We start from the raw sequence: 26,678 nt of genomic DNA, 5'->3' as shown, positions 1-26,678 counted from the left end.
CCCCGCCCGTTACGGTCCCGCCCGTTCGCCTTCCCCGTCGAAGAGCCTACGGGCAGTCGTTCCCCTCAGTCCGTGAGACCCAGAGTGCCCGCGGCCTGAATGGCCAGCCAGACCTCCGCCAGCGCGCCCGTCGAGGCGAGATCGCGGTCGGCCAGCGCACCGAAGCGGCGCAGCCGGTAGGCGAGGGTGTTCGGGTGGATGTGCAGCGCGGCAGCCGCCGTCTCCGTACGGCGGTCACGCTCCATCCAGGTGCGGACCGAGACCAGCAGCTGCGACTCGTGGGCGGCGTCGTACCGCAGCACCTCGCCGAGCACGTGCTCGACCAGCGCCGTCAGCACCGCGGGGTCGTCGGGCAGCCAGCGGCCCGTCGAGTCGTCGCCGTAGCGGACCACGGGCCGGCCGGACTCGACGGCCTTGGACACCGCCCACAGCGCCTCCCGCTGCGCGACCCGCAGCGCGGCGCCCGGCAGGAACGGCCGGCTCATCCCGGCCGCCGCGTCCGGCAGCCCGCCGATCTCCCCGGCCAGTACCGGCGAACCGAGCACATAGCGGTCCTCGCCCCAGGTCAGCAGCAGGTGCGGATGGTCCTGCAGGCAGCGCAGCAGCGCCTCGTCCGTGGCGCGGCGGACCACGATCAGCACGGTGTCGCCCTCGATCGCGTGCCGCGCCAGCCTGCGCCTGGCCGACTCCGGGTCGAGCACCTCCTGCAACAGCTCGGCCAGCGTCTCCGCACCCTCGCGCCGCAGCGTCTCGCGCTCGTTGCGCACCATCGCGACCCGCAGCGCCGCCACCGTGGCGATGTGCTGGACGACCGCGAGCCCCGCGGGCTGGGCGCCCTCGCGCTCGTACGCCACCAGGAACCCGCCGGCCCGCCGGGGGCCGGCACCGGGAGCACGAATCCGCCGGGAATGGTCGGCGGCGCGTCCGCGGAGGCGGGCAGCACCCCGGGCTCCGGGGCCGGCACCCCGGGCAGCAGCGGGCGCCCCTGCGGAGTGCAGAGATAGACGTCGTACCCGGACAGGCGCTCCAGCCGCCGCAGCAGCGTGGGCGTGTCCAGATCCTCCGCGACCAGCCACCGCAGCGAACCGAAGACCTGCAACTGGGCCCCGAGCCGGTGCCTGGCATCCTCCTGCACCGAGGCGGCCACCTCCTGCGAGACGGCGATGAAGGGCACCGCGAGCGGCACCTCCAGAACCGGGAAGCCCCGCTCCTCGGCCGCCCGGAAGAACGCGTCGTGCAGCGGCGGCATGTGCAGCTGCGCCGACAGCGCAAGCCCCGAGACGCCGGCGTCGTCCAGCCGCTCCAGATAGGCCCGCTGACCGGCGGCGGAACGGGGCACCGCAAGACCCGCCGTCATGATCACCTCGGCGCCGAGCAGCCAGGGCGTCGGATCGGCGAGTTCGCTCGCGTGCGCCCAGGAGACGGACCGGCCGAGGCCGCCGCGACCCGCCTTCACGGTGAGCTGGAGGGCGGGGAAGGAGAGCAGATCCTCGACGGTGAGTTTGTTGTCAGCCACAGAAATCAGGGTATCCCTCTGTGACTTTCACAATTGCCCACCGTGGCCGGGGCCCACAGACTGAGGAGCCAGTCCCCGCGCACGAACAGCAGGAACAGCAGGTGGAGCGCCCGTGACGACCTCGATCACCGAAGTCGAGACCAATGGTGTGGAGCGGATTCCCGACGCGGACCGCACCGCGCGGCCGGTCGACCTCTTCCGGCTCGCCTTCGGCGGCGCCAACACCTTCGCGACCTGCGTGCTGGGCGCCTTCCCGATCCTGTTCGGCCTCTCCTTCTGGCAGGGCCTCGCCGCGACCGTCCTGGGACTCGTCGCCGGAGCGCTGCTGCTCGCGCCCATGTCGCTGTTCGGTCCGCGCAACGGCACCAACAACGCCGTCTCCTCCTCCGCGCACCTCGGCGTGCACGGCCGCGTCGTCGGCTCGTTCCTCTCGCTGCTCACCGCCGTCGCGTTCTTCTCGATCTCGGTGTGGTCGTCAGGTGACGCACTGGTGGGCGGCGCGCACCGGCTCGCGGACGTCCCCGAGTCCGACCTCTCGTACGGCATCGCCTACGCGATCTTCGCCGGGCTCGTCCTCGTGGTCTGCGTCTACGGCTTCCGCTTCATGCTGCTGGTCAACAAGATCGCGGTGGTGGCGGCCTCGGCGCTGTTCGTCCTCGGCGCCTTCGCCTTCGCCGGAGACTTCGACGCCGGATACGCGGGCAGCTTCGCCTCGACCGCCGACCCGCTGTTCTGGCCGTCCTTCGTCGGCGCGGCGCTGATCGTGCTGTCCAACCCCGTCTCGTTCGGTGCCTTCCTCGGCGACTGGTCCCGCTACATCCCGGCCGACACCCCGCGCCGCCGCGTCATGGGCGCGGCGTTCCTCGCCCAGCTCGCCACGCTGCTGCCCTTCGTCTTCGGCCTCGCCACCGCGTCGATCATCGCCACGAAGGCCGCGAAGTACGTCGACCCGGCCGCCCCCAACTACGTCGGCGGACTGCTCGCCGTCTCGCCCGGCTGGTACTTCCTGCCGCTCTGCCTGATCGCCCTGATCGGCGGCCTCTCCACCGGCACGACCGCGCTGTACGGCACCGGCCTTGACGTCTCCAGCGTGTTCACCCGCTTCAGCCGCGTGCAGTCGACGTTCTTCATCGGCGCGCTGTCGATCGCGTTCATCTTCGTCGGCCGGTTCGCGCTCAACCTGGCGCAGTCCATCTCCACGTTCGCCACACTGATCATCACCTGCACCGCCCCGTGGATGATCGTGATGGCCCTGGGCTACCTGACCCGGCGCGGCTGGTACGACGCGGACGCCCTGCAGGTCTTCAACCGCCGCCAGACCGGTGGCCGCTACTGGTTCAACCACGGCTGGAACTGGCGCGGCCTGTCCACCTGGCTGCTCTCCGCCGCGGTGGCACTCCTCTTCACCAATCTGCCCGGCCAGTTCGTCGGCCCGCTCGGCGACCTCGCGAACGGCACGGACATCTCGCTGCCGGTCGGCCTCTCACTCGCGGCAGTGCTCTACCTCGTCCTGCTGAGCGTGTTCCCCGAACCGCGCGCGGTGTACGGACCGGACGGCCCCCGGTTCGTCCGGGCCTCGGACACCCCGGTCCCGGCGATCAGCGGCGCCGACGAGAAGCCCGCAGCCGAACCGGCCTCGGCGGTCTGACCAGGGCCCTGCCAAGCCCCCCATCGCAACCGCATCCAGGAGCAGCGCATGAGTACGCCCGACCGGGACACCGAGCAGATCCGGGCCGCCGCCGACGCGCTCGTCGCCGCCTTCGCCGAGGGCCGCCTCGACGACTACTTCGGCGCCTTCGCCCCCGACGCGACCTTCGTCTTCCACTCCACCCCGCGGCGGCTCGGCTCGAGGGCCGAGTACCGCGCGCTGTGGCAGGAATGGGTCGACCAGGACGACTTCCGCATCCTCGGCTGCACCTCGACCGGGCAGCTGATCCAGCACTTCGGCTCCACCGCAGTCCTCAGCCACGACGTGGAGACCACGATCTCCACCCGCGCGGGCCGCCAGACCGTCCACGAGCGGGAGACGATCGTCTTCGCCCGCGCCGACGACGGCAGCTGGCCCGCCGTCCACGAGCACCTGTCCGCCCGTACCGCCGGCTGATCCGCACGGCGACTTCTCCGGGCTCAGGCCCGCCATACCGCCCGACCACGAGAGAGACCGGTTTTCCCGTATGACCCTCACGTTCCGCAACTTCATCGACGGTGTCTCCGCGGATGCCTCCGACGGCCGCACGCTCGATGTCGTGGACCCGGCCACCGGCGAGATCTACGCGACGTCCCCGCTGTCCGGCGCGGCCGACGTCGACGCCGCGATGGCTGCCGCCGCTGCCGCCTTCCCCGTCTGGCGCGACACCACCCCCGCCGTGCGCCAGCTGGCCCTGCTGAGGATCGCGGACGCGATGGAGGCACGCGCCGACGAGCTGGTGGCCGCCGAGAGCCGCGACACCGGCAAGCCGCTGCACCTCACGCGCAGCGAGGAGCTGGCACCCGCCATCGACCAGGTCCGCTTCTTCGCGGGCGCCGCACGGCTGCTGGAGGGGCGCTCGGCCGGCGAGTACATGGACGGGCTGACCTCGATCATCCGCCGTGAGCCGGTCGGGGTCTGCGCCCAGGTCGCCCCGTGGAACTACCCCTGCTGATGGCGGTCTGGAAGTTCGCGCCGGCGCTCGCTGCCGGCAACGCCGTGGTCCTCAAGCCGTCCGACACCACCCCGGCCTCCACCGCCTGATCGCCGAGATCATCGGCGGCGTCCTGGAGTCCCTGGAGCTGCCGCGCGGGATCTTCAACGTCGTGTGCGGCGACCGGGAGACCGGCCGTCTGATGGTGGAGCACCCGACCCCGGCGATGGCCTCCATCACCGGTTCGGTCCGCGCCGGCATCCAGGTCGCCGAGAGCGCGGCCAAGGACGTCAAGCGGGTCCACCTGGAGCTCGGCGGCAAGGCGCCCGCCGTCGTCTTCGAGGACGCGGATCTGGCGAAGGCGGTCGAGGACCTGATCGTCGGCGGCTTCTTCAACGCCGGGCAGGACTGCACGGCCGCGACCCGCGTGCTGGTCCACGAGTCCGTCCACGACGAGTTCGTCACCGCGCTCGCCAAGGCCGCCGCCGACACGAAGACCGGGCAGCCGGACGACGAGGACGTGCTCTACGGCCCGCTCAACAACGCCGGGCAGCTCGCGCAGGTCACCGGCTTCATCGAGCGGCTCCCCGGGCACGCCAAGGTCGAGGCGGGCGGCCACCGGGTCGGTGACAAGGGCTACTTCTACGCCCCGACCGTCGTCTCCGGCCTGGAGCAGGACGACGAGATCATCCAGCACGAGGTCTTCGGGCCGGTGATGACCGTCCAGTCGTTCACGGACGAGGCCCAGGCCGTCGCGTACGCCAACGGCGTCGACTACGCCCTGGCCTCCTCGGTGTGGACCAAGGACCACGCCCGCGCCATGCGGATGTCCAGGAACCTCGACTTCGGCTGCGTGTGGATCAACACCCACATGGCACTCGTCGCCGAGATGCCGCACGGCGGATTCAAGAAGTCCGGCTACGGCAAGGACCTCTCCGCCTACGGCTTCGAGGACTACACCCGGATCAAGCACGTCATGACCTCGCTCGACGGCTGACCGCCACCGGCAGGTGCGCCGCCCGCCCCTCGCGGGCAGGCGGCGCACCTGCGCCCGTGCGCCCCTTCCCGCCCTGACTTGCGCCTTCTTGTGCGGGAATCGGGGGAGTAGGGTCGGTGAACGCCTAGCACGGGGGGAACGGCCATGGGGGACGTACGGGTGGCGGCCATCGCCAGTCTCACGCCGCTGGAGGAACTCGACAGCGATCCGTTCCTCGTCGACACCCGCAGCCAGCACGACATGTGTGCCCGCTGGGCCGCCGACAAGGGCTACGTCATCACCCGGCAGCTGCGCCTGTACGGACTGCGCTGCGACCACCACGCGCTCTGGGCGGACATCGAGGCGGGCGAGGTCGAGCTCTTCGTCGCCCCCAATGACCGGGTGCTCGCGCGGGCCGTCGCCTCGGTCCCGCAGTTCGTCCAGGAGTGCGAGCGGCGCGGCGTGCGCCTGGAGATCGCCGGTCTCGACGAACCCTCTACAGTGCCCGGACGAAAGCCGGCGTGCACCGCAGGCTCTCCATGCCGACCGCCGGCTACGACGGCTGCTGACCACCAGGGTCTTACGTTCGGATCAGGCCGGAGGCTCTCGGCGGGCCCGCCGCCGCGCTGTGAAAAGCTGGAGCCCAGGAACGGCAGGGCCCGGACATGAGGTGGCAGCGGCGTGGGTGACGGGCGATGGCGTACAGCCGGCAGCGCCCTGATGCGCGTGATCGCGGTGTGGGCGGTCTCGACGCTGACGATGCTGGCGCTCGCCGGGATCCTGCCGGACTTCCAGCTCCAGTCGGACGACGGCGACACCGTCACCAAGACCGCGTTCACCGCGGCATGGGGCGCGGGCGCGTTCGGCCTGCTCTCCGCACTGGTCTGGCCCGTGCTGGTGAGGGCCCTGCTCATCGTGCCGGCCCTGGTCCTCGGGATGCTGGTCTTCTTCCTCAACGGCTCGCTGCTGCTGATCGCACTGCGGCTCATCCCGGACGGGCGCGGCGCCGCCGACCCGGAGACGGCGGTCGTCGTCGCAGCCGTGATGTCCGCCGTCGCCTCCGCCACCTCCACCGCGCTCGCCGTCCGTGACGACAACGCCTACCGCCGCCGGCTCGCGCGCCTCGCCGTCCGGCGGCGCCGGCGCAGCGGTACGGGCGAGGACGCGGACGGTCCGCCCGGCACCGTCTTCATCCAGCTCGACGGAGTCGGCCACGACGTCCTCGTGCAGGCCGCCGCCGAGGGCCTGATGCCGACCGTCGCGCACTGGCTGGCCGACGGGGCCGGCCACCGGCTCACCCCTTGGCGCACCGACTGGTCCAGCCAGACCGGCGCCAGCCAGCTCGGCATCCTGCACGGCAGCAACCACGACGTGCCGGCCTTCCGCTGGTACGAGAAGGAGACCGGCGACGTCATGGTCTCCAGCAGACCGGCGAGCGCCCTGGAACTGCAGCGCCGGGCCGTCGTGCGCACCCACGACGGCGGACTGCTCACCCTCGACGGGGCGAGTCGCGGCAACCTCTTCAGCGGTGGCGCCGACCAGCTCGCCCTCGTCCTGTCGATGGCCGCCCGGCGGGGCAAGGGACGACGCTCCCGCGCCGGCTACTTCGCGTACTTCTCCGACCCGGCCAACGCCGTCCGTACCGCGCTGTCGTTCGTCGCCGAGGCCGGCCGGGAGGTCGGCCAGTCCACCCGGGCCCGCGTCCGCAAGGAGACGCCCCGGATCAAGCGCGGCGGGCTCTACCCCTTCATCCGGGCCTTCGCGACCGTCGTCGAGCGCGACGTGGTGGTCGCCGCCGTCATCGGGACATGTTCGCCGGACGGACCGCGGTCTACGCCGACCTGGTCGCCTACGACGAGGTGGCGCACCACTCGGGGCCGCGCAGCCGGGACGCGAAGAAGGTCCTCGCCCGGCTGGACCGCTCGCTCGCCCTGATCGTCAAGGTCGCCGAGGCCACCCCGTACACCTACCGGATCGTGCTGCTTTCCGACCACGGGCAGAGCACCGGGGAGACCTTCGCAGGTGCGTACGGGCTGACGCTGAAGGATCTGGTGCGGGCGGGCAGCGGACTGCCGGTGCCGCGCAGGGCGCAGCGCACCCGCAGCGGCTCCGAGGCGCGTGACGCGGTACGGATCGCGCTCCACCGGCCGGTCACCGAGGGGCAGAAGGAACCGGTGGCGAAACCCTCCGACCCGGTCGTGCTCGCCTCCGGCAACCTCGGCCTGATCTCCTTCCCGGACATCCGGGGACGCGCCACGCTGGAACAGCTCGACCGCCGCCATCCCGCTCTGCTGAGCACCCTCGCCAACCACCCCGGCATCGGCTTCCTGCTGGTCAGCAGCGAGAGCCAGGGTTCCCTCGTGCTGGCGCGCGGCGGCACCCGGATCCCCGTGGCGGAACTGCGGGACGGCCACGGGCCGCTGGCCCCCTTCGGACCGGGCGCGGCGGCCGCGGTCCGGCGCACCGACACCTTCCCGCACGTGGCCGATGTGATGGTCAACTCGATGTACGACCCGGAGACCGGCACGGTGCACGCCTTCGAGGAGCAGACCGGCTCGCACGGGGGCCTCGGCGGCGAGCAGTCGCGGCCCTTCCTGCTCTGGCCGCGCGAAATGACCGACCCGCTCGACGCCGCCGCCGGCGAGGGGCAGGAGCGGGCCGCCGAACTGGTCGGCGCGGAGGCGGTGCACCGGGTCCTTCGACGCTGGCTGCGCGACGTCTCCGGGCCGCAGGTACCGGTGGGGCGGGAGGGCCCGGGCACCGGCGCGCGGGGCTGACCGCCCCGGATCACCGCGGCGGCGTCAGGCCGACTGCCGTACGACGAGCGTCGGATGGAAGATCACCGACGGCACCGGCACACCCGGCTTGCCGATCTGCTTCAGCAACAGCTGCGCCATCTCCGCGGACATCTCCTCCACCGGCTGGCGGACCGTCGTCAGCGGCGGATCGCAGGCCAGGGCCGCACTGCTGTCGTCGAACCCGACGAGCGCGACGTCCTCGGGAACGTCCTTGCCGGCCCGCAGCAGCACCGGGAGCGCGCCCAGCGCCATCAGGTCGGAGGCGATGAACACCGCGTCCAGGTCCGGACGCTCGCCCAGCAGCCGCTTCATCGCCGCCGCGCCGCCCGCATGCGTGAAGTCGCCCTCGGCGGCCGCCACGTCCCGGATGCCGTGCAGCGCGAGCGCGTCCAGGAAACCCGTCAGCCGCGCCTGGCCGGCCGGCATGTCCTGCGGACCCGACACCGTGCCGATCCGCCGGCGGCCCAGCGAGGCCAGGTGGTCGGCGGCCAGCTGAGCGCCCGCCCGCTGGTCGGCCTCGACGTAGGTGAGCGGAGTGGGCCGGCGTGGCTGCCCCGCGAGCACGGCGGGCAGCCGGGTGTCGTGCAGCAGCCCAGGGAGCGGGTCGTCCGCGTGCGAGGAGATGAGCACCACCCCGTCGACATGGCCGTGGCGCAGATAGGAGAGCAACTGGTCGCGGGACGCCTGGTCGTCGGCCAGCATAAGCACCAGCTGGATGCCCGCCGGGCGCAGGACCTCCAGCAGCCCGCTGACCACCCGCCCGAAGTACGGGTCGGAGAACATCCGGCCGACGAAGGGCTCGGAGACCGGGCGGCGCTCCCGCTCCGAGACGACCAGCGCGACCGAGTCGGTGCGCCGGGTCACCAGCGAGCGGGCCGCACGGTTGGGCACGTACCCGGTGGCGTCGACGGCCTCTTCGACCATCCGCCGCAGCGCCGGGTCCACGGTCGTCGCACCGTTGATCACCCGGGACACGGTGGCCCGTGACACGCCCGCCACACCGGCCACGTCCTCCAAGGTGGCGGGCCGTGCGGGCAGCGGTGCTTCGGCAGTCATGCAGTCTTTATACCGGGTGGTACGACCGGTCCGGAAACGCGTGCGCAGCCCTGGGGAGTACGCGGGCCGGCGCATCAGCCGGCGTCACCCCGGGCGGGGCCGGAAGCCGGTCGAGCGCGGCGAGTTCGTCCTTGCGGGCGGAAACCAGGGCGGTGGCGAGCCGCTTGGCATCGGGCCTGGTTCCGGCCTCGGTCTCGGAGTCCTCGGAGCGGTGGCCGTACCTCGGTCCGGGGCGTTGTCAGTGGTGGACGGCAGGATGGAGGGCATGACGAACTCAGCTGTTGTGCTCGCCGATGCCGCTGCCTACGCCGTTGCGGTCGAAGAGGCGTCGCAGGCCGCCGCCGCGTACTACGCCACGGGCGAGAGCACGCTCGACGACGATGCGTACGACCGGCTGGCGCGCGGGATCGCCGCGTACGAGGAGTCGCATCCGCAGGACGTGCTGGCCGATTCGCCGACCGGCAAGGTGGCGGGCGGCGCGGCGGTCGGGGACGTGCCACACACCGTGCCGATGCTCTCGCTGGACAACGTCTTCTCGGCCGAGCAGTTCGCCACCTGGACCGCCTCGGTGGAGCGCCGGATCGGCAGGCCGGTCACCGCCTGGAGCGTGGAGCCGAAGCTCGACGGGCTCGCGGTCGCGGCACGTTACCGGGGCGGCCGGCTGGAGCAGCTGATCACCCGCGGCGACGGCACCGCGGGCGAGGACGTCTCGCATGCGATCGGCACGGTCCTCGGACTTCCCGCGCAGCTCGCCGAGCCGGTCACGATCGAGATGCGCGGCGAGATCCTGATGACGACCGAGCAGTTCGAGCAGGCCAACACGGTCCGCACCGAGCACGGCGGCGCCCCCTTCGCCAACGCGCGCAACGGCGCGGCGGGCACCCTGCGAGCCAAGGACCGCCCCTACCGGGTGGAGATGACGTTCTTCGCGTACGGCGCGCTGGCCCTGCCCGACTCCGGCGAGCTGACCGCCACCCTGGCCGAGCTGCCGCACAGCGAGGTCCTCGGATACGCGGCGGGTCTCGGCGTGCACACCGCGGCGGACACCGACGTGGCCCCGCGTACCGTCACCACGGTCGAGGAGGTCCAGCAGCGGGTCGAGGAAGTCGCCGCGCTGCGGGCCTCGTTGCCCTTCGGGATCGACGGCATCGTGATCAAGGCGGACCTGGCCGCCGACCAGCGCGACGCCGGCTCCGGCACCCGGGCGCCCCGCTGGGCCATCGCGTACAAACTGCCGGCCGTCGAGAAGGTCACCCGGCTGCTCGCCGTCGAGTGGAACGTGGGCCGGACCGGCATCATCGCGCCGCGTGCGGTGCTGGAACCGGTGGAGATCGACGGATCGACCGTCAGCTACGCCACGCTGCACAACCCGGCCGACATCACGCGCCGCGATCTGCGTCTGGGCGACCACGTGATGGTCTACAAGGCGGGTGACATCATCCCCCGCATCGAGGCCCCCGTCGCCCATCTGCGCACGGGTGACGAACAGCCGGTCGTCTTCCCCGAGACCTGCCCGCAGTGCGGTTCCGAGATCGACACGAGCGAGCAGCGCTGGCGCTGCGTCCGGGGCCGCAACTGCCGCCTGGTCGCCTCCATCTCGTACGCGGCGGGGCGCGACCAGCTGGACATCGAGGGCCTCGGCGCGACCCGCGTCGTCCAGCTCGTCGACGCCGGTCTGGTCGCCGACTTCGCGGACCTGTTCACGCTGGAGCGCGGGCAGCTGCTCGCACTGGAGCGGATGGGCGAGACCAGTACGGACAACCTGCTGGCCGCGATCGACGCCGCACGGACCCAGCCGCTCTCCCGGGTGTTCTGCGCCCTGGGCGTGCGTGGCACCGGGCGCTCCATGTCGCGGCGGATCGCGCGGTACTTCGCTGACATGGACCGGATCAGAGCCGCCGACATCGAGTCCCTCCAGCGCGTCGACGGCATCGGCAAGGAGAAGGCGGCGGGTGTCGTCGCCGATCTCGCGGAGCTGGCCCCGCTGATCGAGAAGCTGGTGGCCGCCGGGGTCAGCATGACGGAACCTGGCGCGACACCGCCGCCGGAGCCGGGCGAGGAGAGCGCCGAGGCCGCTGCGGACAGTGCGAACGAGGACGGGCGGCCGCTGGCCGGGATGACCGTGGTGGTCACCGGCGCCATGACGGGCGCGCTGGAGAAGCTCTCGCGCAATCAGATGAACGAACTGATCGAGCGGGCCGGCGGGAAGTCCTCCTCCAGCGTCTCCAAGCGCACCACGCTGCTGGTGGCCGGCGAGAAGGCCGGGGCCAAGCGCAGCAGGGCGGAGGACCTGGGTGTCCGGATCGCCGCCCCGGAGGAGTTCGCCGAACTGATCGGGGAGTTCCTGCCGTCCGAGGTGTGACCGGACCGCCGCCGGATGCCCGGGCGGGTCCGGCGGCGGCCTTCCGCCGGCACCCGGGGCCCCTGGGGTCCCTCCGCCGGATCAGGCCGGATCAGGGAGCGGGGTCCGGTGCCGTGAGGGACCGCAGATACGTGGCGGTGGACCGGTCGGCCGGCAGGAGCGTCTCGATGGCGAGCTCCGCCACTGTCACGTCCATCGGTGTGTTGAACGTCGCGATGGACGCGACGAAGGAGAGCAGTTGCCCGTCGTGTTCGATCAGCAGGGGCAGCGCGAAGGGCACCGACGTCGAGGGGCCGGCCCAATCCTGCCCGTCGCCGTCCGCCACGACGGGGTAGCCCGCGACCTCCTCGTACAGCTCACGCAGCTCCGCCGAACGGACCAGCGCGATCTGACGCTCCATCTGCGCCAGCAGATCGGCCCGCCACTCCCGCAGATTGCGGATCCGCGGGGCCAGCCCCTCCGGGTGCAGCGTGAGCCGCATCGCGTTCACCGGCGGGGCGAGCAGGTGCGCGGCCACCCCGGTCAGCAGCCGGGCCATCCCCTGGTTGGCCGCCACCACGGTGTACAGGCCGTCGACGACGAACGCCGGATACGGGTCGTACCCCTCCAGCAGGCGGTCCACGCCCTCGCGCAGGGCCTCCATCGCGGGGTCGTCGAGCGCGGTCTCCGTGTAGCGCGGGGCGTAACCGGCGACGACCAGCAGTGCGTTGCGCTCCCGTACGGGGACGTCGAGGTGCTCGGCGAGCCGCAGGACCATGTCCTCGCTGGGGCGGGACCGCCCCGTCTCGATGAAGGAGATGTGCCGGGCCGAGGAGTCGGCCCGCAGTGCCAGTTCCAGCTGGCTGATCCGGCGCCGCTCCCGCCAGCTGCGCAGCAGCGGCCCTACCCCCGTGTCAAGCGCGACAGTTGTCATACCCAGACCGTAACGTCACCGGCACTGCCGACCGGTACTGACCGCCAGTGAGGGAGCCGCCCCATGCCCGCCGCACCGCTGCCGCAGAACGAGATCGAGGACGGGTTGCGCGAGCTGCCCGGCTGGACCACGGAGGGGGACCGGATCACCTGCACGTACCGGTTCCCGTCGCACTTCGCCGCCGCCGCCTTCACCGTCCATGTGGCCCGGATCCAGGACGAGCTGAACCACCACTCCGACCTGACGCTCGGCTACAACACCGTCGCGCTCTCCGTGAACTCCCACGACGCGGGCGGGAAGGTCACCGAGAAGGACCTGGCCCTGGCCGCCAGGGTGGCGGCCGTCGCTCCGGGGCACGGGGCGGAGTAACGGGGGCCACCCCGCGCACCGGCCAACTTCCCGGCCTGCCGCCGCGGTTGCGGGCCCGGCTCGCCCCCGGCGGTCGCCGGGGTATCCGGGTCCCGCGCTCGTGCCGCGACCTGTCCGCACGGTGTTCTAAAGTCGCTCGGATGCTGGACTACAACGAAGAAGCGGCCGTCTACGACGCCACGCGCGGTGGCCTGCCCCGGGCCGAGGCCGCCGCCGGTGCGGTTCTCGGCCTGGTCCCGCCCGGCGCCCGCACTCTGCTGGACATCGGCTGCGGCACCGGAATGGTCACCGAGCGGATCGTGGCCGGGCGCCCCGGTCTGCGGGTGCTCGGCTCCGACGCCGCCCGCGGCATGGCCGGGGTCGCCCGGCAGCGCATCGGTGCCGTGGTGCTCGCCGACGCACGCCGGCTGCCGCTGCGCGACCGGGCGGTCGACGCGGTAACGGCCGTCTGGCTGCTGCACCTGCTGCGCGGGACGGGCGACGTGCGAGCCGTGGTGGCCGAGGCGGCGCGGGTGCTGCGGCCCGGCGGCGTCTTCGTCACCACCGTCGACAAGGACGCCTCGCACGACGTCGGCAGCGACATCGACGAGGCGTTCGCCCCCTATCTGGCGCCCGCGCCCGCCGACGCGACGGACCTGGTCGTCGGGTACGGGGCCGAGTCCGGCCTCGACGTGGTGGGCAGCGCCGTGTTCCGCGGGCACGGACAGGGCCGGACGCCGAAGCTCGTGGTGGGCAGTCTGCGCCGCGGCTACTACGCCTCGCGGCTGGAACTGCCGGGGACCGCGACCGAACGGCTCGTGGCGGTCCTGGCGGCGCTTCCCGCACAGGACAGGCGGCGCGCGGAGCCCGCGTACCGGCTGCTGGCGTTCCGCCGCCGGCCGGGCCCGGCCGGCGAGTGACGCCCTGGAGCGGCGGGTGGGACGTGCGAAGCGCGCCCGTCGCGTCCGTCCCCCGCCGCGCCTCGCGCTACGCGTCCCAGGCGCCGCCCTGCGCGGCCTCGGCGGCGAAGGCGGCGAACGCCTTCGGGTCGCGGCCCAGGGCCTGCTTGACGCCCTCCGTCACCGTCGCGTTGTGCCCGTCCAGCAGCGTCGTGAACAGGTCTGCCAGGAAGCCCGCTTCGGCCGCCGGCACCCCGTACCGCTCCAGCATCGCCGCGTACTGAGGGCCCGTCACCGCGGCATGGCGCACCTCGCGCCCGGCCGCCCGGGTGATCTCCGCGGCCGCCTCGGCGAAGGTCAGCAGCCGGGGGCCGGTGAGATCGTGCACCGTGCCCGCGCCACCGTCCCCGCAGAGGGCCGCGACCACGACATCGGCGTGGTCACCGGCATCGACGAACGGCTCGGCGGTCCCACCGGCCGGGAACACCACCTCGCCGCCCAGCACCCCGTCCAGCAGGGCGCCCTCGCTGAAGTTCTGCGCGAAGAACGCCGAACGCACGACCGTGAGTTCGGCCTCCCCGGCCGACGCGCGCAGCGCCTCCTCCGCGACGACCGCCTGCGGTTCGCCCCGTCCCGACAGCAGCACCAGCCGCCGCACTCCGCACTCCCGCGCGATCCGCCCGAAGGCCGCCATCGCCTCCGGGGCGCCGGGCGCGGCCAGATCGGGGTAGTACGCGACGTACGCCGCATCCGCACCGCGCAGCGCGGCCTGCCACCCCGACTCGTCCGCCCAGTCGAAGGGCACCTCGCCGCGCCGCGATCCCGCCCGCACCGGCACCCCCCGCGCCGCGAGGCGATCCACCACCCGGCGGCCCGTCTTGCCGGTGCCGCTCGTCACCAGCACCGGGCGCGCCCCGCGGTTCTCCTGCTTCTGCGTCTCCGTGTTCTGTGTCATGTCCCCAGGCTCGCCGCACAGCCCCGCCCGCTCCATCCGCGAGCCGCTCAGCTCCCTACGCGTGCGTCTACGCTGCTGCGCATGGACGCACTTGCCGGACTTCTGGACGGGCCCCGGGCCAGGGGCGCCTTCCTGCTGCGGATGGTGATGGAACCGCCCTGGTCCGTACGGATCGAGGACCGGGCCCCGCTCTGCCTGATGTCCATGACCGCGGGCGAGGCCTGGATCGTGCCCACCGCGGCCGGCGAACCCGTACTGCTGCGCCCCGGTGACCTGGCCATCGCGCGCGGCCCGGAGCCGTACACCGTCGCCGACCTGCCGGGCACCGCACCGCGGACGCGGATCGGTCCGGGCGGCACCTGCACCACTCTGCGCGGCGAACCGCTGTCCCGGTCCATGCAGTTGGGGGTGCGCACCTGGGGAAACGCCCCCGACGGCGCGGCCACCATGCTCGTCGGCACCTATCTGCTGGACGGCGAGATCAGCAGACGGCTCCTCGACGCGCTGCCCCCACTGCTTCTCCTGCCCGCCGACGGCCGGAGCAGCCCGCTGCTGACACTGCTCGACGGCGAGATCGCCAGGGACGAGCCCGGACAGAGCGTGGTGCTGGACCGGCTGCTCGACCTGCTGCTGATCGATGCGTTGCGCACCTGGTTCTCCCGGCCCGGGGCCAAGGCCCCGGCCTGGTACCGCGCCATGGGCGACCCGGTCGTCGGACAGGCGCTGCGACTCCTCCAGAACGAGCCGGCCCACCCCTGGACGGTCGCGGCGCTGGCCGGCCGGACCGGGGTCTCCCGGGCAGGGCTCGCCCGGCGCTTCACCGAACTGGTGGGGGAGCCCCCGATGGCGTACCTGACCGGCTGGCGCCTCGCCATGGCGGCGGACCTGCTGCGGGAGACGGACGCGACCGTGGAGGCGGTGGCCCGGAAGGTCGGCTACAGCCAGGCGTTCGCCTTCAGCACCGCCTTCAAGCGGGTCCGTGGGGTGGGCCCGCAGGACTACCGGACCCGGGCCTTGCCGGAACGGCAACAAAGTTTGCCCGACAGCTGAGCTGCGGTGAGGGTGTGTCCATGAACCACGACACCGGCCACGGTCACCACCACGACAGCGGCGAACACGGGCACCACCGAGGCACCGGCGACCTCGACTGGGAGGTCATGGGACCGGTCCTTGAGCAGAACGCGGAACTCAGCAGCGCGCAGTACACCGAGGCGGCCCGCTGGATCGCCGGGCTGCCCACCGCCCCGAAGGTCCGCCGGGTGCTGGACATCGGCAGCGGGCCGGGCGTGATCTCCTGCCTGCTCGCCGAGGTGTTCCCACAGGCGGAGGTCGTCGCGGTGGACGGCACCCCGGCCCTGCTGGAGCGCGCCCGCAACCGCGCGCAGCGGCTCGGGACCGGCGACCGGGTCACCACCCTGCACGCCGACCTCCCCGGGGAGCTCGCAAAGGTGCCCCGGGCGGACCTGATCTGGGCGGGCAACGCCCTGCACCACATGGGCGACCAGCGCGCCGCGCTGGCCGGATTCGCCGGCCTGCTGCGCCCGGGCGGCACCGTCGCACTCGTCGAGGGCGGGCTGAAGCCGCGCCGGCTCCCGCGCGACATCGGCTTCGGCCGGCCCGGCCTGGAGGACCGCCTCGACGCGGTCCAGTCCGCCGCCTTCGAGCAGATGCGTGCGGACCTGCCCGACGCGAAGCGGGAGACCGAGGACTGGGCCGCGCTGTTCACCGCGGTGGGCCTCACCCCGCAGGGCACCCGCAGCTTCCTGCTCGACCTGCCGGCACCGCTCACGGACGTGGCACGGGCCCATGTCATCGCCGAATTCGGCCGCTGGCGCGAGATGCTCAGCGGCGAGGTCACCGCCGATGACCTCGCCGCACTCGACCGGCTGCTCGACCCGCAGGACCCGGCCGGACTGCACCACCGCCCCGATGTCCACCTGCTGATGGCCCGCACGGTCCACCTGGGCCGACGGGCCTGAGCGCGGGCGCGCTACCCGGTGCCGGACACCGGCTCCAGCCGCCACCACTGGCCGGGGGAGTCGGTGTCCTCCCACTGCTGGACGGACGCCCCCTTCGCCTCGCTGCCGTCGGCGACCTCGAGGACCAGGCCGCTCACGAAGCTGACCAGGGTGACCGTGCCCGGCGCCTCCAGATGCTGCTCGATCAGCCACTCCTGGGCGCCGAAGTTGTTGGCCCGCCACTGCTGGACCACCGCGCCGTTCTCCGTGGAGGCGCCCCGCACGTCCAGGCGTTTGCCGCTGTGCGCGTTGACCACGTGGTGGAGGGCGGCGCCCTCGTGGACCGGGGCGAACTCCCAGTGCTGGGCGGCCGTCCCGTTCTCCTCGTTCTGCTGCACAGGTGCGCCGCCGCCCTTCGCGGCGTCGCGCACCTCCAGGACCAGCCCGCTGCCGACATTGCGCAGCAGGTACGGCCCCGCGCCGACGACGGGTGCGCTGTCCCCGGTCATGTTCCGGTCCCTTCGGTACGGCGAACCGCCGCCCGGCCAGGGGCCGGACGGCGGTTACGGGTGGATCGAGGCGGAACGCAGGCCTCAGGCGCCGAGGTTGAACTCACCCGGGTGCGAGCCCAGGCGCTTGCCCTCGTCCAGCGCCGCGAACGCGGCCAGGTCGTCGTCGTCCAGCTCGAAGCCGAAGATGTCGATGTTCTCCGCGATCCGCGACGGGGTCACGGACTTGGGGATCACGACGTTGCCGGTCTGCAGGTGCCAGCGGAGCACCGCCTGGGCCGGCGTGCGGCCGTGCTTGCGCGCGACGGCGACGACGGTCGGGACCTCCAGGAGGCCCTTGCCGGACCCCAGCGGCGACCAGGCCTCGGTCGCGATGCCGAGCTCGGTGTGCAGTGCGCGCGACTCGGCCTGCTGGAGCTGCGGGTGCAGCTCGATCTGGTTGAGCACGGGCACCACGGAGGTCTCACCGAGCAGGCGTTCCAGGTGCTCGGGGAGGAAGTTCGAGACACCGATGGACTTCGCGCGGCCGTCGGCGTGGATCTTCTCGAACGCGCGGTAGGTGTCCACGTACGCGTCCTTGGCCGGAACCGGCCAGTGGATCAGGTACAGATCGACGTAGTCGAGACCCAGCTTGTCCAGCGAGGCGTCGAAGGCGCGCAGCGTCGAGTCGTAACCCTGTTCCGAATTCCACAGCTTCGTGGTCACGAAGAGCTCTTCGCGGGCGACACCGGAGGCGGCGATGGCCTTGCCGGTGCCCTCCTCGTTGCCGTAGATCGCGGCGGTGTCGATGCTCCGGTACCCGGACTCGATGGCTGTGGTGACCGCCTTCGCGGCCTCGTCGTCCGGCACCTGCCAGACTCCGAAACCGAGCTGGGGCATCTCGACGCCGTTGTTGAGGGTGAGGGAGGGGACCTGGCTCACGAGCGGTCGATCCTAACGTTGGGGGGTGGGACTCCAAGTGTGAACGATCAAGACGGCCCGCACATTCCCGTCCGCGGACCGATTTCCCCGGAACGGTACCCCCGACGGGACCGGCAGGTGCGGCACTCCCGCCGAGTCCGACGGCTCAGCGGTACAGCGCGTCCACCTCGGACGCGTACGCGGTCTCGATCGCCTTGCGCTTCAGCTTCAGCGACGGTGTCAGCAGACCGTGCTCCTCGGTGAACTGATGTGCCAGGATCCGGAACGTCCGGATCGACTCGGCCTGCGACACGGCCGTGTTCGCGGCCACCACCGCACGCCGGACCTCCATCTCCAGATCCGGGTCCCGCACCAGGTCGCCCGGCGACATCGGCTGACGTCCCTGCATGGCGAGCCAGTGCTCAACGGCCTCCTGGTCCACCGTGACGAGCGCCGCGATGTACGGCCGGTCGTTGCCGACCACGATGCACTGCGCCACCAGCGGATGCGCCCGTACGCGCTCCTCCAGGCCGGCCGGCGAGACGCTCTTGCCGCCGGACGTCACGAGGATCTCCTTCTTCCGGCCGGTGATCGTCAGATAGCCGTCCTCGTCGAGCGCCCCCAGGTCCCCGGTGGACAGCCAGCCGTCGTTCAGCACCGCGTCGGTGGACTTCGGGTCGCCCAGGTACCCGGAGAAGACGTTGGCTCCGTACACCCAGATCTCGCCGTCGTCCGCGATGTGCACCGTGGTACCGGGGATCGGCTGGCCGACCGTGCCGTACCGGGTACGCTCCGGCGGATTCGCGGTGGCCGCGGCGGTCGACTCGGTCAGTCCGTACCCCTCGTACACCGTGACGCCGGCGCCCGCGAAGAACAGCCCGAGCTGCCGCTCCATCCCCGAGCCGCCGGACATGGCGTGCCGGATCCGGCCGCCCATGGCCTCGCGCACCTTCTTGTACACGACCTTCTCGAAGAACTGGTGCTGCATCCGCAGCCCGGCGGACGGGCCGGGACCGGTCCCGAAGGCCCGTGCCTCCATCGCCTCGGCGTACTTCACCGCGATGTCCACGGCCTTGTCGAACGGCCCGATCTTGCCGTCGGCCTCGGCTTTGCGGCGGGCCCCGTTGAAGACCTTCTCGAAGATGTACGGCACCGCCAGGATGAACGTGGGGCGGAAGGACACCAGGTCCGGCATCAGCGCCTTCGCCGACAGTTCCGGCTGGTGGCCCAGCTTCACCCGGCCGCGGATCGCGGTGACCTCCACCATCCGCCCGAAGACGTGCGCCAGCGGCAGGAAGAGCAGGGTCGAGGCCTCGTCGCCCGGCCGGGAGTGGAAGACCGACTCCCAGCGCGAGGCCATCGTGTCCGTCTCGAACATGAAGTTGGCGTGCGTGATCACACAGCCCTTGGGCCGGCCCGTGGTGCCCGAGGTGTAGATGACGGTCGCCACCGAGTCGGGCGTCACGGCACGCCGGTGCCGGTGCACCACCTCGTCCTCGACCTGGGTGCCCGCCTCGACCAGCTCGCTCACCGCGTCGGCGTCCAGCTGCCAAAGCCGCTTCAGCTGCGGCAGCTGGTCGATCACCGACGCGATCGTCATCGCATGGTCCTCGTGCTCGACCATCACCGCAGAGACCTCGGCGTCGTGCAGCATCCACAGGACCTGCTCGGCCGAGGACGTCGGATAGACCGGGACGGACTGCGCACCGACCGCCCACAGGGCGAAGTCGAAGAGGGTCCACTCGTAGCGGGTGCGCGACATCAGGGCGACCCGGTCGCCGAACCGCACCCCGTGCGCGATCAGCCCCTTGGCCAGGGCGAGCACCTCGTCACGGAACGTCGCCGCGGTGACATCGAGCCAGCGTCCGCGCGCGTCCTTGCGGCCGAGCGCGATCCGGTACGGATCTTCCTCGGCATAGTCGAAAACGACATCCGCGAGCCCGCCTACGTGGGGCGCGGCCGCCATGGGTGGGACAGTGAACTCGCGCAATGACCTGCTCCTTGTGGCGCTCCGCACAGCGCCGTGACGCTACCCCACCGGGCGCCACGGCGGGAGGGCCCGAAGCCGTCCGTACCGTGTGGCATCTGCACTGGTCAGGGGCTGAAATCCGGCCAGATGGGCAAGGCTCGGGCGCGCTTCTGACCAAGGAGTAAGTGGCTCGCGCGCGAATCTCCACCGAATCTGTACGCCGCGATCACTGCCGTTCCGGACGGGTACGGGGGATTGGTCCGCACCTGCCGGGCCTGACCGGGTTGGGGCGCCCGGGCGGTGGTCGCCGCGTTCCTGCCATTCTCCCCCTTGCGCGGGCGCGTCATGCGCCGCCCCGGCCACCGATCCCGCCCGGCGGACGGAGCAGCCGGTCGCCGCCCGCCAGGACGGCCGCGGCGAGCGCGTCCGCCGCCTGCCCTGCGCCGTCCCGCCGGCGGCCGTGCAGCAGGACGAAGTCCACCCCGCCGAGCTCCGGCAGCCCCGCCCTGGCCGGCACCGGGGCCAGGCCGGGCGGGACGAGACCCCGGCTGTGCGCCATCACACCGAGGCCCGCGTGGGCGGCCGCGATCAGCCCGCTGAGGCTGCCGCTCGTGCACGCGACCCGCCAGGACCGGCCCTGCCCCTCCAGAACCTCCAGCGCGCGGGCCCTGGTGATGGCCGGCGGCGGGAAGAGGATCAGCGGCACCGGGCGGTCCGGATCGATCCGCAGCCCCGGAGCGCCGATCCAGTCGAGCGCGTCCTGCCAGACCAGCTCCCCGTGGGTGTCGCCGCTCCGCCGCTTCGCCAGCACCAGATCGAGCCGGCCCGCCGCCAGCTGCTGGTGCAGCGTGCCCGACAGCTCCACGGTCAGCTCCAGCTCGACCTCCGGATGGTCCCGGCGGAACGACTGGAGGATCTCCGGCAGCCGGGTCAGCACGAAGTCCTCCGAGGCCCCGAACCGGAGCCGCCCGCGCAGCCGGGTGCCGGTGAAGAACGCCGACGCCCGCTCGTGGGCCTCCAGGATCGTCCGGGCGAAGGCGAGCATCGCCTCGCCGTCCACGGTGAGATCGACCCGGTGCGTGTCACGGGTGAAGAGCTGCCGCCCGGTCGCCTCCTCCAGCCGCCGCACGTGCTGGCTCACCGTGGACTGCCGCACCCCGAGCCGGCGGGCGGCCCGGGTGAAGCTCAGGGTCTGGGCGACGGCGAGAAAAGTGCGCAGCTGAGCGGGGTCGTACATGGGGCCACGTTATCGCGAACCGTGATGACAGTCAGAGCGGTATACCGGATTCCCGATTTAGGGGATCACGAGCAGGATGGGGGAGGGCACGACCCTGAACGAGAGAACACGTGGAGCACATGAGCCGCCGCACCCTGCAGTTGCCGTCCTGGCTGCCGATCGACCCGTACATCCTGGCGTTGATCGGCACCGTCGTACTCGCGGCACTGCTGCCCGCCTCCGGCGCGGCCGCCGATGTGGCGGGCGGCGTCTCCACCGGAGCGGTGGCGTTCCTCTTCTTCCTCTACGGCGCGCGGCTCTCCACCGCCGAGGCGCTCGACGGCCTGCGGCACTGGCGGCTCCATCTCACCGTCCTGACCTGCACGTTCGTCGTCTTCCCGCTGCTGGGACTGGCGAGCAAGGGGCTGGTGCCGCACATACTGACGCCGCAGCTGCAGGGCGGATTCCTCTTCCTCTGCCTCATTCCCTCCACGATCCAGTCGTCGATCGCCTTCACCTCGATCGCCCGCGGCAACGTGCCCGCGGCGATCTGCGCGGGCTCCTTCTCCTCGATCGCCGGCATCTTCCTCACGCCGCTGCTCGCGGCCGCGCTGCTCGGCAGCAGCGGCGGCGGGTTCTCCGGCGACGCGCTGGCGAAGATCGCCGTCCAGCTGCTGCTGCCGTTCGTGGCGGGCCAGCTGCTGCGCCGCTGGATCGGCGGCTTCCTCGCCCGGCACAAGAAGGTGCTCGGCTATGTCGACCGCGGCTCGATCCTGCTGGTCGTCTACACGGCGTTCAGCGAGGGCATGGTCGCCGGGATCTGGCACCAGGTCACCCCCGCCCGGCTCGCCGCACTGCTCGGCGCCGAGGCGGTGCTGCTCGCCGTCATGCTCTCGCTGAGCTGGTACGGGGCGAAGCGGCTCGGCTTCGGCCGGGAGGACCGCATCGCCATCCAGTTCGCCGGTTCGAAGAAGAGCCTGGCCGCGGGCCTGCCCATGGCCAGCGTCCTGTTCGGCGCGCAGGCGAGCCTTGCCGTGCTGCCGCTGATGCTCTTCCACCAGATGCAGCTCATGGTGTGCGCGGTGATCGCGAAGCGGCGTGCCAGGGACCCGCAGGAGGAGCCGGCGGACGGCGGCAGGGTGGAGAGCCGGGCCGTCACGGTGAACTGAGGCCGGCCGGCGCAGGGGGCTCCCCGACGGCCGGACCCCTGAGCCGTGCGGCGGCGGGGCGGCTCAGCCCCGGGCGGCCGTCGCCTCCAGGACGATGCGGTGCTCACCCGCGTACACGTTCATGGAGGGACCCCGCAGGAAGCCGACCAGGGTCAGGCCGGTCTCGGCCGCCAGGTCGACGGCGAGGGACGACGGCGCGGACACGGCCGCCAGCATCGGGATGCCGGCCATCACCGCCTTCTGCGCCAGCTCGAACGAGGCCCGGCCCGAAACCAGCAGGATCGACCGGGACAGCGGCAGCCGGCCGTCGGTGAGCGCGCGGCCGACCAGCTTGTCGACGGCGTTGTGCCGGCCCACGTCCTCCCGGATGTCGACCAGCTCGCCCGTCTCGGAGAACAGTGCGGCGGCGTGCAGGCCACCGGTCCGGTCGAACACCTGCTGTGCGGCGCGCAACCGGTCGGGAAGGGCGGCCAGCAGCGCGGGCTCGACCCGCACCGGGGGAAGGTCGGCGACGGGGTGCCGGGTCGTGGTGCGGACCGCGTCCAGGCTGGCCTTCCCGCACAGCCCGCAGGAGGACGTCGTGTAGACGTTGCGCTCCAGCGTGATGTCCGGGACCACCACACCGGGTGCGAGCCGCACGTCCACCACGTTGTACGTGTTGACGCCGTCGGCGGTCGCCCCCGCGCAGTACGCGATCGACTGCACCTCGCCGCCCTCGCCGAGCACGCCCTCGCTCACCAGGAAGCCCGCCGCCAGCGCGAAGTCGTCGCCCGGGGTGCGCATCGTGATGGCGAGCGGCTTGCCGTTCAGCCGGATCTCCAGTGGCTCCTCGGCGACGAGCGTGTCGGGGCGGGTGGAGACGGCCCCGTCCCGGATACGGATGGTGCGGCGGCGCTCGGTGACCCGTCCCATGACTGTTGGACCCGATTCTGTGCGTGCGGGAAGCCGAAGCGGCCCTTGATGCGGAGGTTGCCGTGGGTCACCGGGTTGGCGCGCGGTGAGGTGACCTTCACGTGAGCATTGTCCTGCACATGGAGCGTGACGTCGCGGCCGACTCCGCAGGGACGTCAGTCGACAGAATATTGTCTACGGTATGCCGCCGGAACGGCAAAGCTGTCGTCAAGTCTCCAAGCCTCGGGCGGGAATCCTGTGGGATCACGTGCCCCTGTACCCGGCAGTAGCGACCAAGACTGGATGGTTCCTGCCATATGTAGCGAGGGGATCCTGAATATGACCGGCACACGTGTCGTGGCGCTCGGCCACTATCAGCCCGCCAAGGTGCTCACCAACCACGATCTGGCGGCCATGGTCGACACCAGCGACGAATGGATCACCAGCCGCGTCGGCATCAAGACCCGCCACCTCGGCGGCCCCGACGAGCCGGTCGACGAGCTGGCCGCGCACGCGGCGGCCAAGGCCCTCGCCGCCGCCGGCCTGCAGCCGACGGACATCGACCTGGTGCTGGTCGCCACCTCCACGGCGATCGACCGGTCACCGAGCATGTCGGCCCGGGTCGCGGCACGTCTCGGTATGACGTCGCCCGCGGTGATGGACATCAACGTGGTGTGTTCCGGTTTCACCCACGCCCTCGCCACCGCCGACCACGCCGTGCGCGCCGGTGCGGCCACCCGCGCGCTCGTGATCGGCGCCGACAAGATGGGGGACATCGTCGACTGGACCGACCGCTCCAGCTGCGTGCTGATGGGCGACGGTGCGGGCGCGGCGGTCGTGGTCGCCGACTCGGGGGCGGCGGACCGGCCCGGTATCGGACCGGTGCTGTGGGGTTCCGTCCCCGGAATGGGGGACGCGGTACGGATCGAGGGGACGCCGCCGCGCTTCGCCCAGGAGGGGCAGTCGGTCTACCGCTGGGCGACCACCCAGCTGCCGCCCATTGCCCGCAAGGTGTGTGAGAAGGCCGGAATCACCCCCGAGGATCTCGCCGCGGTCGTGCTGCATCAGGCCAATCTGCGGATCATCGAGCCGGTCGCCAGGAAGATCGGCGCGATCAACGCGGTCATCGCCCGGGATGTGGTGGATTCCGGCAATACATCCGCCGCCTCGATCCCGATGGCCCTGTCCAAGCTGGTGGAGCGAGGAGAGATTGCGACCGGCGCTCCGGCGCTGCTCTTCGGCTTCGGCGGGAACCTCAGTTACGCGGGTCAGGTGATCCGCTGTCCCTGAGCGGAGTTGTGCTCGGTAGACTGTAGACGATAAGCAATTGCTCGTCGCTCGGAGGGGGACCGCAATGTTGTCCACAGGACTGCCGCAAGGGGCTGTGCCCAAGCTGGAACGGCCCGGTCCGCTGCGCGAGCGGGTCTACGACGCACTGCTCGAACTCATCACCACCCGGGCACTGCGCCCCGGCCAGCACCTGGTCGAGAGCGAACTGGCCGGCCACCTGGGCGTGTCCCGCCAGCCGGTGCGCGAGGCGTTGCAGCGGCTCAACACCGAGGGCTGGGTCGATCTGCGTCCCGCACAGGGCGCCTTCGTCCACGAGCCCACGGAGGAGGAGGCGGACCAGCTGCTCTCGGTCCGTACGCTCCTGGAGGCCGAGGCCGCCCGGCTCGCCGCCGCCAACGCCGGAACGGCGGGCATCGCCGCGCTGGAAGAGCTGTGCGCGAAGGGTGAGCAGGCGGTCGCCGCCGACGACGTGGACCTGGCAGTCGCGACCAACGCGGCCTTCCACGCCAAGGTCATGGAGCTGGCGGGCAACGTCGTGCTCGCCGAACTGGCCGGCCAGGTGGACCGGCGGGTCCGCTGGTACTACACCCCTGTCGCCCGCCAGCGTGGCACCGGGTCCTGGATCGAGCACCGCTCCCTGATCGCCGCGATCTCCTCGCGCGACGAGCAGCAGGCCACGGCGATCATGCGGGCGCACACGGAACACACCCGCCGGACCTACCACGAGCGCGAAGAGAGCTGAAGCCTTCGCTGTCCATGCCCTCGAACGCTGGCTGAGCAACCAGGCCGCAAGGCGATCGGGGGCATCTGCGCGTCCGCCGCACCGCCTTCCCGGCGGTCCCTTCGGAGCCGCCGTCCGCACCCCTTTGTCCTCAGGGTGGAGAAAGTTGAGGCGGATTCCTGCGCAACTTCTTCCCACTCCCGGCAAGCGCTGCTACGTTCCCCTCCAAAGCCCGACGGACAGGCCGATGTGGCGGGGAGGGGCGCGTGAGACGTATGACGGCACGACCCGCGAATGCGCATCAGGCGCGACTGCTCAGACTGTTGCGCGACGGCGGGCCCAACTCACGAGCGCAGCTGGGGGATCAGGTCGATCTCTCCCGCTCCAAGCTCGCCGTCGAGGTGGACAGACTGCTGGAGACCGGCCTTGTGGTGGCCGACGGACTCGCCGCATCCCGCGGCGGGCGTCGCTCGCACAACATCCGGCTCGCCCCGGCACTGCGCTTCCTCGGCGTCGACATCGGTGCCACATCGGTCGATGTGGCGGTCACCAACGCTGAGCTGGAGGTCCTGGGACACCTCAACCACCCCATGGACGTACGCGAAGGGCCCGTCGCCATCTTCGAGCAGGTGCTGTCGATGGCGGCCAAGCTCCGGGCCTCCGGGCTCGCCGAAGGGTTCGACGGCGCCGGAATCGGCGTACCGGGTCCGGTCCGCTTCCCCGAGGGAATCCCGGTCGCACCGCCGATCATGCCCGGCTGGGACGGTTTCCCGGTCCGCGAGGCACTCAGTCAGGAACTGGGCTGCCCCGTCATGGTCGACAACGACGTGAACCTGATGGCGATGGGGGAGCAGCACGCGGGTGTCGCCCGCTCCGTGGGCGACTTCCTCTGCGTCAAGATCGGTACCGGCATCGGCTGCGGCATCGTCGTCGGCGGAAACGTCCACCGCGGTACGACGGGCAGCGCGGGCGACATCGGCCACATCCAGGTCGAACCGGACGGGCGCCCCTGCGCCTGTGGCAACCGGGGCTGCCTGGAAGCACACTTCAGCGGCGCAGCACTGGCCCGCGACGCCGAGGACGCGGCCCGCGCCGGACAGTCCGCGGAGCTCGCGGCCCGGCTGGAGGCGTCCGGGAGACTCACCGCCGTCGACGTGGCCGCAGCCGCGGCCGCCGGCGACGCCACCTCGCTCGACCTGATCCGCGAAGGCGGCAACCGGGTCGGTCAGGTCATCGCCGGACTCGTCAGCTTCTTCAACCCCGGTCTGGTGGTGATCGGCGGCGGGGTGACCGGCCTCGGCCACACGCTGCTGGCCAGTGTCCGGACCCAGGTCTACCGGCAGTCGTTGCCGCTGGCCACCGGCAACCTCCCCATCGTGCTGGGCGAGTTGGGACCTGCCGCCGGAGTGATCGGCGCGGCCAGACTCATCAGCGACCACCTCTTCTCACCGGCCTGATCCCTTCCCACCGCCCGGATCGCTCGTCCTGCCGGCCGCCCCTGTGCACGTCCACCGGGCCGGCCCCTGTCCCACCGGTTCGATCTGTTTCCCGCCGGCCCGATCCTCGGCCGGTCAGCAACAAGGCACCGTCCCCGCGCCACAGGCCGGGGTC

At 72.1% G+C, this 26,678-nt stretch carries 21 protein-coding genes and 4 pseudogenes; 14 read left to right on the top strand and 11 right to left on the bottom strand.

What is annotated here, in order from left to right:
* Positions 1 to 65: 65 nt before the first annotated feature.
* On the bottom strand, positions 66 to 701 hold the full coding sequence (locus LNW71_RS36345; RefSeq protein WP_250966569.1) for a PucR family transcriptional regulator: 636 nt from the start codon (positions 699 to 701) through the stop codon (positions 66 to 68).
* The gene (locus LNW71_RS01610) at positions 635 to 1,516 is read right to left on the bottom strand and encodes a PucR family transcriptional regulator ligand-binding domain-containing protein (protein ID WP_250966568.1); all 882 of its coding nucleotides are present in this window, start codon (positions 1,514 to 1,516) and stop codon (positions 635 to 637) included. The genes LNW71_RS36345 and LNW71_RS01610 overlap by 67 nt, the downstream gene beginning before the upstream one ends.
* Positions 1,517 to 1,628: 112 nt before the next feature.
* On the opposite strand from LNW71_RS01610, the gene LNW71_RS01605 reads away from it, so the two are divergent.
* From LNW71_RS01605 to LNW71_RS01585, 5 genes and pseudogenes are all read left to right on the top strand, one after another.
* Positions 1,629 to 3,164: a cytosine permease gene (locus LNW71_RS01605; protein WP_250966567.1), complete on the top strand. Its 1,536-nt coding sequence runs from the start codon at positions 1,629 to 1,631 to the stop codon at positions 3,162 to 3,164.
* 48 nt (positions 3,165 to 3,212) lie between these two features.
* Positions 3,213 to 3,620, top strand: a complete 408-nt coding sequence (locus tag LNW71_RS01600) for a nuclear transport factor 2 family protein (protein ID WP_250966566.1) — start codon at positions 3,213 to 3,215, stop codon at positions 3,618 to 3,620.
* 70 nt (positions 3,621 to 3,690) lie between these two features.
* Positions 3,691 to 5,134 (top strand): annotated as a pseudogene (locus LNW71_RS01595) (gamma-aminobutyraldehyde dehydrogenase).
* A gap of 144 nt (positions 5,135 to 5,278) precedes the next feature.
* Positions 5,279 to 5,682, top strand: a pseudogene (locus tag LNW71_RS01590) (hypothetical protein).
* 151 nt (positions 5,683 to 5,833) lie between these two features.
* Positions 5,834 to 7,890 (top strand): annotated as a pseudogene (locus LNW71_RS01585) (alkaline phosphatase family protein).
* 24 nt (positions 7,891 to 7,914) lie between these two features.
* Here the strand turns inward: LNW71_RS01585 and LNW71_RS01580 are convergent.
* Positions 7,915 to 8,967, bottom strand: coding sequence for a LacI family DNA-binding transcriptional regulator (locus LNW71_RS01580; protein ID WP_250966565.1), 1,053 nt, complete (start codon positions 8,965 to 8,967; stop codon positions 7,915 to 7,917).
* Between the two features lie 256 nt (positions 8,968 to 9,223).
* On the opposite strand from LNW71_RS01580, the gene ligA reads away from it, so the two are divergent.
* Positions 9,224 to 11,329 carry an NAD-dependent DNA ligase LigA gene (gene ligA / locus LNW71_RS01575; RefSeq protein ID WP_250966564.1) on the top strand — a complete coding sequence of 702 codons (2,106 nt, stop codon included), beginning with the start codon at positions 9,224 to 9,226 and terminating at the stop codon, positions 11,327 to 11,329.
* A 91-nt stretch (positions 11,330 to 11,420) separates the two neighbouring features.
* On the opposite strand, the gene LNW71_RS01570 is transcribed toward ligA, so the two are convergent.
* On the bottom strand, positions 11,421 to 12,242 hold the full coding sequence (locus LNW71_RS01570; protein WP_250966563.1) for a helix-turn-helix transcriptional regulator: 822 nt from the start codon (positions 12,240 to 12,242) through the stop codon (positions 11,421 to 11,423).
* Positions 12,243 to 12,305: 63 nt separating this feature from the next.
* Between LNW71_RS01570 and LNW71_RS01565 the strand changes: the two genes are divergently transcribed.
* Together LNW71_RS01565 and LNW71_RS01560 are read left to right on the top strand one after the other, a co-directional pair.
* Positions 12,306 to 12,611, top strand: coding sequence for a 4a-hydroxytetrahydrobiopterin dehydratase (locus tag LNW71_RS01565; protein ID WP_250966562.1), 306 nt, complete (start codon positions 12,306 to 12,308; stop codon positions 12,609 to 12,611).
* A gap of 140 nt (positions 12,612 to 12,751) precedes the next feature.
* Positions 12,752 to 13,510 (top strand): class I SAM-dependent methyltransferase, encoded by a 759-nt coding sequence (locus LNW71_RS01560; RefSeq protein ID WP_250966561.1) that lies wholly within the window; start codon positions 12,752 to 12,754, stop codon positions 13,508 to 13,510.
* A gap of 67 nt (positions 13,511 to 13,577) precedes the next feature.
* Here the strand turns inward: LNW71_RS01560 and LNW71_RS01555 are convergent, their stop codons facing one another.
* Entirely contained in the window at positions 13,578 to 14,444 is an 867-nt protein-coding gene (locus tag LNW71_RS01555; protein ID WP_250966560.1) for an NmrA family transcriptional regulator, read from the bottom strand.
* Positions 14,445 to 14,525: 81 nt separating this feature from the next.
* Between LNW71_RS01555 and LNW71_RS01550 the strand changes: the two genes are divergently transcribed.
* Together LNW71_RS01550 and LNW71_RS01545 are read left to right on the top strand one after the other, a co-directional pair.
* Positions 14,526 to 15,494, top strand: coding sequence for an AraC family transcriptional regulator (locus LNW71_RS01550; RefSeq protein ID WP_250966559.1), 969 nt, complete (start codon positions 14,526 to 14,528; stop codon positions 15,492 to 15,494).
* A 20-nt stretch (positions 15,495 to 15,514) separates the two neighbouring features.
* A complete protein-coding gene (locus tag LNW71_RS01545; protein ID WP_250966558.1) occupies positions 15,515 to 16,423 on the top strand; it encodes a class I SAM-dependent methyltransferase in 909 nt (302 codons plus the stop codon).
* Between the two features lie 11 nt (positions 16,424 to 16,434).
* On the opposite strand, the gene LNW71_RS01540 is transcribed toward LNW71_RS01545, so the two are convergent.
* The 4 genes from LNW71_RS01540 to LNW71_RS01525 all read right to left on the bottom strand — a co-directional run bounded on the left by LNW71_RS01540 (position 16,435) and on the right by LNW71_RS01525 (position 21,017).
* On the bottom strand, positions 16,435 to 16,911 hold the full coding sequence (locus tag LNW71_RS01540; protein WP_250966557.1) for an RICIN domain-containing protein: 477 nt from the start codon (positions 16,909 to 16,911) through the stop codon (positions 16,435 to 16,437).
* Between the two features lie 84 nt (positions 16,912 to 16,995).
* On the bottom strand, positions 16,996 to 17,832 hold the full coding sequence (locus tag LNW71_RS01535) for an aldo/keto reductase (RefSeq protein WP_250966556.1): 837 nt from the start codon (positions 17,830 to 17,832) through the stop codon (positions 16,996 to 16,998).
* A gap of 145 nt (positions 17,833 to 17,977) precedes the next feature.
* Entirely contained in the window at positions 17,978 to 19,777 is a 1,800-nt protein-coding gene (locus tag LNW71_RS01530) for a long-chain fatty acid--CoA ligase (protein ID WP_250966555.1), read from the bottom strand.
* Between the two features lie 346 nt (positions 19,778 to 20,123).
* On the bottom strand, positions 20,124 to 21,017 hold the full coding sequence (locus LNW71_RS01525) for a LysR substrate-binding domain-containing protein (RefSeq protein WP_250966554.1): 894 nt from the start codon (positions 21,015 to 21,017) through the stop codon (positions 20,124 to 20,126).
* 119 nt (positions 21,018 to 21,136) lie between these two features.
* Between LNW71_RS01525 and LNW71_RS01520 the strand changes: the two genes are divergently transcribed.
* On the top strand, positions 21,137 to 22,165 hold the full coding sequence (locus LNW71_RS01520) for a bile acid:sodium symporter family protein (RefSeq protein ID WP_250971854.1): 1,029 nt from the start codon (positions 21,137 to 21,139) through the stop codon (positions 22,163 to 22,165).
* A gap of 63 nt (positions 22,166 to 22,228) precedes the next feature.
* Here the strand turns inward: LNW71_RS01520 and fdhD are convergent, their stop codons facing one another.
* Complete coding sequence (gene fdhD / locus LNW71_RS01515) at positions 22,229 to 23,077, bottom strand: formate dehydrogenase accessory sulfurtransferase FdhD (RefSeq protein ID WP_250966553.1); 849 nt, start codon at positions 23,075 to 23,077, stop codon at positions 22,229 to 22,231.
* An 11-nt stretch (positions 23,078 to 23,088) separates the two neighbouring features.
* Positions 23,089 to 23,226, bottom strand: a pseudogene (locus LNW71_RS01510) (Fe-S-binding domain-containing protein); the annotation flags it as partial.
* 169 nt (positions 23,227 to 23,395) lie between these two features.
* On the opposite strand from LNW71_RS01510, the gene LNW71_RS01505 reads away from it, so the two are divergent.
* The 3 genes from LNW71_RS01505 to LNW71_RS01495 all read left to right on the top strand — a co-directional run bounded on the left by LNW71_RS01505 (position 23,396) and on the right by LNW71_RS01495 (position 26,524).
* On the top strand, positions 23,396 to 24,346 hold the full coding sequence (locus LNW71_RS01505) for a beta-ketoacyl-ACP synthase III (RefSeq protein WP_250966552.1): 951 nt from the start codon (positions 23,396 to 23,398) through the stop codon (positions 24,344 to 24,346).
* A gap of 64 nt (positions 24,347 to 24,410) precedes the next feature.
* On the top strand, positions 24,411 to 25,088 hold the full coding sequence (locus LNW71_RS01500; protein ID WP_250966551.1) for a GntR family transcriptional regulator: 678 nt from the start codon (positions 24,411 to 24,413) through the stop codon (positions 25,086 to 25,088).
* A 254-nt stretch (positions 25,089 to 25,342) separates the two neighbouring features.
* On the top strand, positions 25,343 to 26,524 hold the full coding sequence (locus tag LNW71_RS01495) for an ROK family transcriptional regulator (RefSeq protein ID WP_250966550.1): 1,182 nt from the start codon (positions 25,343 to 25,345) through the stop codon (positions 26,522 to 26,524).
* The last annotated feature ends 154 nt before the right edge of the window (positions 26,525 to 26,678 follow it).

Origin of the sequence: Streptomyces sp. RKAG290, from assembly GCF_023701695.1 — a bacterium.
GTDB lineage: Bacteria > Actinomycetota > Actinomycetes > Streptomycetales > Streptomycetaceae > Streptomyces.
This window is presented reverse-complemented; position numbering and strand designations above follow the sequence as displayed.